General features: G+C 65.5%; 7 protein-coding genes. 3 read left to right on the top strand and 4 right to left on the bottom strand.

Annotated elements, in window-relative coordinates; all coding sequences use genetic code 11:
• Both BM175_RS05115 and BM175_RS05110 read right to left on the bottom strand, forming a co-directional pair.
• Nucleotides 1–737, bottom strand: a 737-nt coding sequence (locus BM175_RS05115) for a DnaJ domain-containing protein (RefSeq protein ID WP_090960138.1), incomplete at its 3' end; no start/stop codon positions are given.
• 135 nt (nt 738–872) lie between these two features.
• The gene (locus BM175_RS05110; protein ID WP_244545867.1) at nt 873–1295 is read right to left on the bottom strand and encodes an RT0821/Lpp0805 family surface protein; all 423 of its coding nucleotides are present in this window, start codon (nt 1293–1295) and stop codon (nt 873–875) included.
• A 76-nt stretch (nt 1296–1371) separates the two neighbouring features.
• On the opposite strand from BM175_RS05110, the gene pdxH reads away from it, so the two are divergent.
• Complete coding sequence (gene pdxH / locus BM175_RS05105; protein WP_090960135.1) at nt 1372–1989, top strand: pyridoxamine 5'-phosphate oxidase; 618 nt, start codon at nt 1372–1374, stop codon at nt 1987–1989.
• 16 nt (nt 1990–2005) lie between these two features.
• Here the strand turns inward: pdxH and BM175_RS05100 are convergent, their stop codons facing one another.
• Both BM175_RS05100 and BM175_RS05095 read right to left on the bottom strand, forming a co-directional pair.
• Nucleotides 2006–3421, bottom strand: coding sequence for a TldD/PmbA family protein (locus BM175_RS05100; RefSeq protein ID WP_090960234.1), 1416 nt, complete (start codon nt 3419–3421; stop codon nt 2006–2008).
• Between the two features lie 69 nt (nt 3422–3490).
• Entirely contained in the window at nt 3491–3988 is a 498-nt protein-coding gene (locus BM175_RS05095; RefSeq protein WP_055883868.1) for an invasion associated locus B family protein, read from the bottom strand.
• A 315-nt stretch (nt 3989–4303) separates the two neighbouring features.
• On the opposite strand from BM175_RS05095, the gene coxB reads away from it, so the two are divergent.
• Together coxB and ctaD are read left to right on the top strand one after the other, a co-directional pair.
• Nucleotides 4304–5248: a cytochrome c oxidase subunit II gene (gene coxB / locus BM175_RS05090; protein ID WP_090960132.1), complete on the top strand. Its 945-nt coding sequence runs from the start codon at nt 4304–4306 to the stop codon at nt 5246–5248.
• A gap of 23 nt (nt 5249–5271) precedes the next feature.
• Nucleotides 5272–6870 (top strand): cytochrome c oxidase subunit I, encoded by a 1599-nt coding sequence (gene ctaD / locus BM175_RS05085; protein WP_055883876.1) that lies wholly within the window; start codon nt 5272–5274, stop codon nt 6868–6870.
• Nucleotides 6871–6954: the final 84 nt, after the last annotated feature.

Here is a 6954-nt window from a genome sequence, read left to right as displayed (position 1 = left end):
ACGCGCCCCCCGAGAACGGCGGTCTGGAGATCGACGTCCTGTTCCAGAAGAAGGTCGCGACCCGACGCGGAGAAGCGGGGATGGTCCGCGAAGGAGATCGTCACCAGCGCGTCGCCCGCAGGACCGCCGTTGAAGACGGCCGGCTGGCCCTGACCGCGCAAACGGATGACCTGGCCGTCCTCGACGCCCTCCGGCAGGCGGATCGCGAGGCGCTTGCCGTTCGGAAAGATCGCCTCGACCTTGGCGTCGGAGACGACGTCCTCGAGGCGCACCTTCAGCGTCGCGTTGATGTCCTCGCCCTTTGCGGGCGTGTTGCGCGCGGCGTTGAAGCCCGAGCGTGCGTTGCGCTTGCCACCGAAGGTCTGTTCGAAGAAATCGCCGAAGATGCTGTCGGCGCCTGAAAAATCGCCACCGTTGCGGAAATCGAACGATCCGCCGCTGCTCGCGCCTGACCCGAAGGGACTGGTCCCGCCGCCCCCTCCGCCACCGAAACCGGAAAAACCCTGAAACTTCGGCTTGCCGTCGGCATCGATCTCGCCGCGATCGAATTGCCCACGCTTCTCCTTGTCGCCGAGAATCTCGTAGGCCTGATTGGCCTCGTTGAAGCGGGTGCTGGCCCCGGCGTCGTCGCCGTTGGCGTCCGGATGATACTTCTTGGCGAGCTTGCGGAAGGCGGACTTGATCTCCGCCTCGCTGGCGGAGCGGGCCACGCCGAGAACGGTATAGGGGTCGCGCATACGGGGTCGGGTTCCTGATCGGCTTTATGAGTCTCCCGTGGGCATCATCGGGAATCGCCCGTCATTTGGGCGATGGCGCAGTATATGGCGAGCCGTCACCGGAAGTTGAAGGGGTTTCTGTCTCCCGACTGCCGGTCAGCGGTCCTCGGAGAAGCGCGTCAGCGTCCACTCGCCCTGTCCGGTTGTGCAGGCTTCGCCGGCATAGAGGGCGACGCCGTCGAAGCGCTGGCGCGAGGTGGTGAACTGGCGGCACACCGCCTCGCCGGCCCGCGTTTCCTTGATGGCGGTAATCGTGCCGCTCGCGCCGGTGTCGGCGTTCGACCAGGCGAGAGGGGCGGCGTCCACCGTCGTGATGTCGGCCGCGGACACGGCGTTTCGAACGGTGCGGCTGTCGGACAGTGTTTCGGCCGCGACCGCAGGGTCGATCGGCGGAATCGAGGCCGTCGTCAAAGACTTGTCGACCGCCGCTTCCTCCAGCCCCTTGCCGCTGATCACCGTGCAACCCGAGAGGGCTGCGGCAAAGAGGCAGAGGAGAACGAGGCGCGTTCCTTCCATCATCAAAACTCGGCCTTTGCCACCGACCACGTCTGCCGTAGGTACGGGTGGACCAATATTCGAACAATTGGATTCAAGAATGAGCAAGTCGACCTTAATGTTCGGTGAAGGCGGATTGCCTTTGGACCCCTACGAGGCCCTCAAGGTCTGGCTTCGCGATGCGGAGGAAACGGAGATCAACGATCCGACGGCGATGGCGGTGGCCAGCGTCGATGCGGACGGCCTGCCGGATGTTCGGATGGTTCTCCTCAAGGCGTTCGACGAGCGCGGACTCGTCTTCTACACCAATTTCGAGAGCCGGAAAGGGGAGCAGGTCCTCGGCGCCCGCAAGGCGGCGCTCTGCATGCACTGGAAGAGTCAGCGCAGGCAGTTCCGTGCACGCGGACCCGTCGAGGTCGTGACCCAAGCGGAGGCCGACGCCTATTTCGAGGGACGCCCGCATGGCAGCCAGGTCGGCGCATGGGCCTCCCAGCAGAGCCGGCCGCTCGCCAGCCGCGAGGTGCTGCAGGCGCAGGTCGCCGACGTCGAGGCGAAATACGGGAACGACGTGCCGCGTCCGCCGCACTGGTCGGGTTTCAGGATCATGCCGATCGAGATCGAGTTCTGGCAGGACGGCGAGTTCCGCCTGCACGACCGCTTCCGCTTCGTGAAAGCGGCCGGCGACCGAGAATGGGCGATCGAACGTCTCTATCCCTGATGCGACCGGTCGGGCGTCACGCTTCCGTGCCGCCCACCGTCATCTGGTCCATGCGCAGATGCGGCTGGCCGACGCCGACCGGCACCCATTGACCGGCCTTGCCGCAGTTGCCGATGCCGAGATCCAAAGCTGCGTCGTTGCCGACCATCGATACCCGGTGCATGGCGTCCGGCCCGTTCCCGATCAGCATGACGCCTTTCAGAGGCTCACAGACCTTCCCCTCCCGGATGCGATAAGCCTCCGTGCAGTTGAAGACGAACTTGCCAGAGGTGATGTCGACCTGCCCGCCGTTGAACGAGACGGCGTAGATGCCGTCCTTCACCGAGGCAAGAATTTCCTCCGGCGTATGCGGCCCGTCCAGCATCATCGTGTTGGTCATGCGCGGCATCGGGGCGTGGGCGAAGGACTGGCGCCGACCGTTGCCGGTCGCCTCCATCCCCATGAGCCGCGCGTTCTGGCGATCCTGCATGTAGTTGACCAGCTTGCCGTCCTCGATCAGCACGGTGCGGTTGGTCGGCGTTCCCTCGTCGTCGATCGAAAGTGAACCGCGACGCTCCGAAATCGTCCCGTCGTCGACCACGGTGACGCCGCGAGCCGCCACCTGCTGGCCGAGAAGGCCGGAGAAGGCCGACGTCTTTTTCCGATTGTAGTCGCCTTCGAGCCCGTGACCGACCGCCTCGTGAAGCATCACGCCGGGCCAGCCGGACGCCAGAACCGTATCGAAGGTGCCGGCGGGGGCGGGGGCAGCCTCAAGATTCAGTCGCGCCTGGCGCAGCGCCTCGTCGGCAAGCGAGCGCCAGTTTCCGCCGTCCACAAGGCGCAAGAAATCGTGACGCCCGCCCGCACCGCCCGAGCCCGTCTCCTGACGGTCGCCGCGTCCTGCCACGACCGAGACGTTCAACCGCACAAGCGGACGCACGTCGCGCACGAGCCGACCGTCCGCTCGCAGGATCTCGACCGCCTGCCATTGCGAGGCGAGCGATACGCTCACCTGCCGCACAGCCTCGTCCGCGCTTCGAAGATAGGCGTCGATCTCACCGAGAAGTTTCACCTTCTCGGCGAACGTTGGTTCGGGAATCGGGTTCTCGTCGCCGTACAGGCGTCGGTTCGTTCCTGTCGGGCCTTCAGCCGCGCTTCCGGAATGGCCGGACCGGACCGCTCCCACTGATGCGGCGGCCCGGCGCAGCGCGGCCGCCGACAGGTCGCCGGAATGCGCGTAGCCGATCGCTTCGCCAGCGACGCAGCGGAGCCCGAAACCCTGTTCGGTGGAGAAGTCGCCGGCCTTCAGCCGGCCGTTGTCGAACAGGAGCGATTCCTGCTCGCGGTATTCCATGAAGAGTTCGCCGTCATCGGCGTCCCGAAGCGTCTGTGACACGACGCCCTCGACCTCCGCTCGCGACAGGTCGAAGAGGTCGATCAGGGAAGAAGCCATCATACGCCTCGTTGGCCTTCGTTGTGTCGGGCAGAGATAGGCAGCGAGAGGCGTCTTGTCACGCGAGGCTCAGGGGAGGGCGTCGAAGCCCTCGCGGAAACCGGCGAGGTCGACCGGAATGCCGATTCCCTCTTCCGGTGTCTGGAAGACGATGAAGGTCGCGGACTTGCCGGTGGACAACGTGTCGCGAAGCGTATCCTCAAGGATCACCTCGGCATAGCAGCCGTCCTCAAAGCAGCGCACGAACTGCGCACGGCCGATGTCCTTGCCGTCGACGTAGAGTCCGAGCCCGTTCGGCAGCAGAATGCCGAGCGGAGCCAGCACGCGCAGAATCCGTGCCTTGCCATCGGCCGTCTTCAACGCCAGCACCGACAGGCCGACCTCGGGGCGGTCCTCGGCCACCACATTCTGCAGAAGCGCACATTGCTCTCCCGCCGCGCCGGCCGGCTGGTCGCAGACCACCGCCCAGGCTCCGTGCTGCGACTTGACCGTGCCGGTTTGCGCCTGCGCCGGGGCGGCCAAGAGGAAGGGGAGGGCGGCCAGAGCCGTGGCGAGAGCTAGCTTCATTGTGTCCTTCCAGGCACCGGGCGACGACAAGGCCCGGATTCCACGCGCGAAATTAGCCGGGCCTCCGCGCCCCGTCGAGCCTGCGGCGACAGGTTCGCGCAACGCTCGGCACCGGCGCGGACCCGCTGCAACATTCGCACTTTGTCGCAAGGCCTCGTGTCGGCCGCTTGTTGCGAAATGGGCGGTTTCATGGTTGAAGCGCAGGAGGCACCTGCACATTAGCGGCATTCGAGATTTGCGGCCTGCGAGCCCGATCGAACCCGCGACGAGACCGCAGACCGTGGGAAGAAAAGCCTGCCACGAGGGAGAGCATTCGTGAAGAGACCAGCCCTAGCCGCCGCCGCGCTGGCCGGCTCGACCGTGGCGGCGTACGCGCAAGAGAGCGTTCAGCACCCCGGTCAGCCGCATCCCTGGCAGATCAACCTCCAGGAGGCCCTGTCGCCGATCGAGGCGCAGATCCACTGGTTCAGCAACTATACGCTCTGGTTCCTGGTGCCGGTCGTCATTCTCGTGGCGGCTCTCCTGGCGTGGGTCGCGGTCCGCTACAGCGAGAAGCGCAACCCGGTCCCCTCGCGCACCAGCCACAACACGGTGATCGAGGTCATCTGGACGCTGGCGCCGGTCCTGATTCTGCTCTGCCTCGCGATTCCGTCGTTCCAGCTTCTGACGGCGCAATACAATCCGCCGCGTGAGCCTGAACTGACGGTCAAGGCGACGGGCTACCAGTGGTACTGGGGCTACGAGTACCAGCCAGCCCAAACCGTCGCCGCCGCCGGTTCAGCGGCCGCGGGGACCCCGGCGAACCCAGCCGAGCCTGCCGCCGAGCCGGTGTCCTATCTGTCGTATCCGATCGCCGACGATGCACGTGCCGCGGCCGGCAAGGAAGATCGCGCCGCCTATCCGCGCCTCCTGGCTGTCGACAACGAGATGGTCGTTCCGGTCAACACCGTCGTCCGCCTGCTGACGACCGGCGGCGACGTGATCCACTCCTTCGCCATGCCGTCGCTCGGCGTGAAGGTCGACGCCGTCCCGGGTCGCATCAACGAATACTGGTTCGAGGCGAATCGCGAGGGCATCTTCTACGGACAGTGCTCGGAGCTCTGCGGACGTGACCACTACAACATGCCGATCGGCGTGCGCGTGGTGAGCCAGGAGCAGTTCGCCACCTGGCTCGCGGCCGCTCGCGAGAATCTCGAAAACGCCAACGCTCAGCTGACCGCCGAGATCGCCTCCGCGAACTCGGTCGTGGCGCAGCGCTGAACCCTCCTCCAGGGAACGTCCCCATGGCTCATGCAGCTTCGCACGACGCCCATCCCCACCACCCGACCGGGTGGGTGCGCTGGGTCAACTCGACCAACCACAAAGACATCGGCATCCTCTACCTGATCTTCGCGATCGTCGCGGGCCTGATCGGTGGCAGCCTCTCCGTCGCCATTCGCGCCGAGCTTCAGGAGCCAGGCCTTCAAATCTTCGGCAACCCGCAGATCTTCAACGTCTTCACCACGGCCCACGGCTTGGTGATGGTGTTCTTCATGGTGATGCCGGCCCTTATCGGCGGCTTCGGCAACTACTTCGTGCCGATCATGATCGGTGCGCCGGACACGGCGTTCCCGCGCGTCAACAACATCGCCTTCTGGCTGCTGCCGCCCTCGCTGCTCCTCCTCATCCTTTCGATGTTCGTCGAGGGTGCGCCGGGCGCGAACGGTGCCGGCACGGGCTGGACGCTCTATCCGCCGCTGTCGACCGCGGGCCATCCCGGCCCGGCCGTCGATCTCGCGATCTTCGCGCTGCACCTGTCGGGTGCCTCGTCGATCCTCGGCGCGATCAACATGATCACCACGATCCTGAACATGCGCGCGCCCGGCATGACGCTGCACAAGATGCCGCTGTTTGCCTGGTCGCAGCTCGTCACCGCCTTCCTGCTTCTTCTGTCGCTGCCCGTCCTCGCCGGCGCCATCACCATGGTGCTGACCGACCGCAACTTCGGCACGACGTTCTTCGCGCCGGAAGGCGGCGGTGATCCGATCCTCTACCAGCACCTCTTCTGGTTCTTCGGCCACCCCGAAGTGTACATCATGATCCTGCCGGCCTTCGGCATCGTGTCGCACATCATCTCGACCTTCTCGAAGAAGCCGGTCTTCGGCTACCTCGGCATGGCCTACGCCATGGTCGCCATCGGCGTCGTCGGCTTCGTGGTCTGGGCGCACCACATGTACACGTCGGGCATTTCGCTCAACACGCAGCGCTACTTCGTGTTCGCCACGATGGTCATCGCGGTGCCGACCGGCATCAAGATCTTCTCGTGGATCGCGACCATGTGGGGTGGTTCGCTGCGCTTCACGACGCCGATGCTCTGGTCGATCGGGTTCATCTTCCTCTTCACGGTCGGTGGCGTCACGGGCGTCAAGCTCGCCAACGCCGGCATGGACCGCGTTCTCCACGACACCTACTACGTCGTCGCGCACTTCCACTACGTGCTGTCGCTCGGCGCCGTCTTCGCCATCTTCGCGGGCTGGTACTATTGGTTCCCGAAAATGAGCGGCTACATGTACAACGAGACGCTCGGCAAGGTGCACTTCTGGGTGATGTTCGTGGGTGTGAACCTCGTGTTCTTCCCGCAGCACTTCCTCGGCGCTGCCGGCATGCCGCGTCGCTATGCGGACTACCCCGATGCCTTCGCCGGGTGGAACTTCGTGTCCTCGATGGGCTCCTACATCTCGGGCCTCTCGGTGATCCTGTTCCTCTACATCGTCTACGAGGCCTTCGCCCGTAAGCGTCTGGCCGGAGCGAACCCCTGGGGCGTCGGCGCCACCACGCTGGAATGGCACCTGTCTTCGCCGCCACCGTTCCATCAGTGGGAAGAACTGCCGCGCATCCGCTGATCGGCAGAACCGAAGATCGATCCCGGCTCCGGCCGGGATCATCCGTCTGAACGTCCGGCCTTGCGATCCCGATCGGGCATCGCG

The organism is Aureimonas phyllosphaerae, from assembly GCF_900113065.1.
Taxonomy (GTDB): Bacteria; Pseudomonadota; Alphaproteobacteria; order Rhizobiales; family Rhizobiaceae; genus Aureimonas; species Aureimonas phyllosphaerae.
This window is presented reverse-complemented; position numbering and strand designations above follow the sequence as displayed.

Excerpts from the sequence above, each read along its gene's own strand:
- BM175_RS05110 (WP_244545867.1), bottom strand. The coding sequence starts at position 1,295 with ATGATGGAAGGAACGCGCCTCGTTCTCCTCTGCCTCTTTGCCGCAGCC.
- pdxH (WP_090960135.1), top strand. The coding sequence starts at position 1,372 with ATGAGCAAGTCGACCTTAATGTTCGGTGAAGGCGGATTGCCTTTGGAC.
- BM175_RS05100 (WP_090960234.1), bottom strand. The coding sequence starts at position 3,421 with ATGGCTTCTTCCCTGATCGACCTCTTCGACCTGTCGCGAGCGGAGGTC.
- BM175_RS05095 (WP_055883868.1), bottom strand. The coding sequence starts at position 3,988 with ATGAAGCTAGCTCTCGCCACGGCTCTGGCCGCCCTCCCCTTCCTCTTG.
- ctaD (WP_055883876.1), top strand. The coding sequence starts at position 5,272 with ATGGCTCATGCAGCTTCGCACGACGCCCATCCCCACCACCCGACCGGG.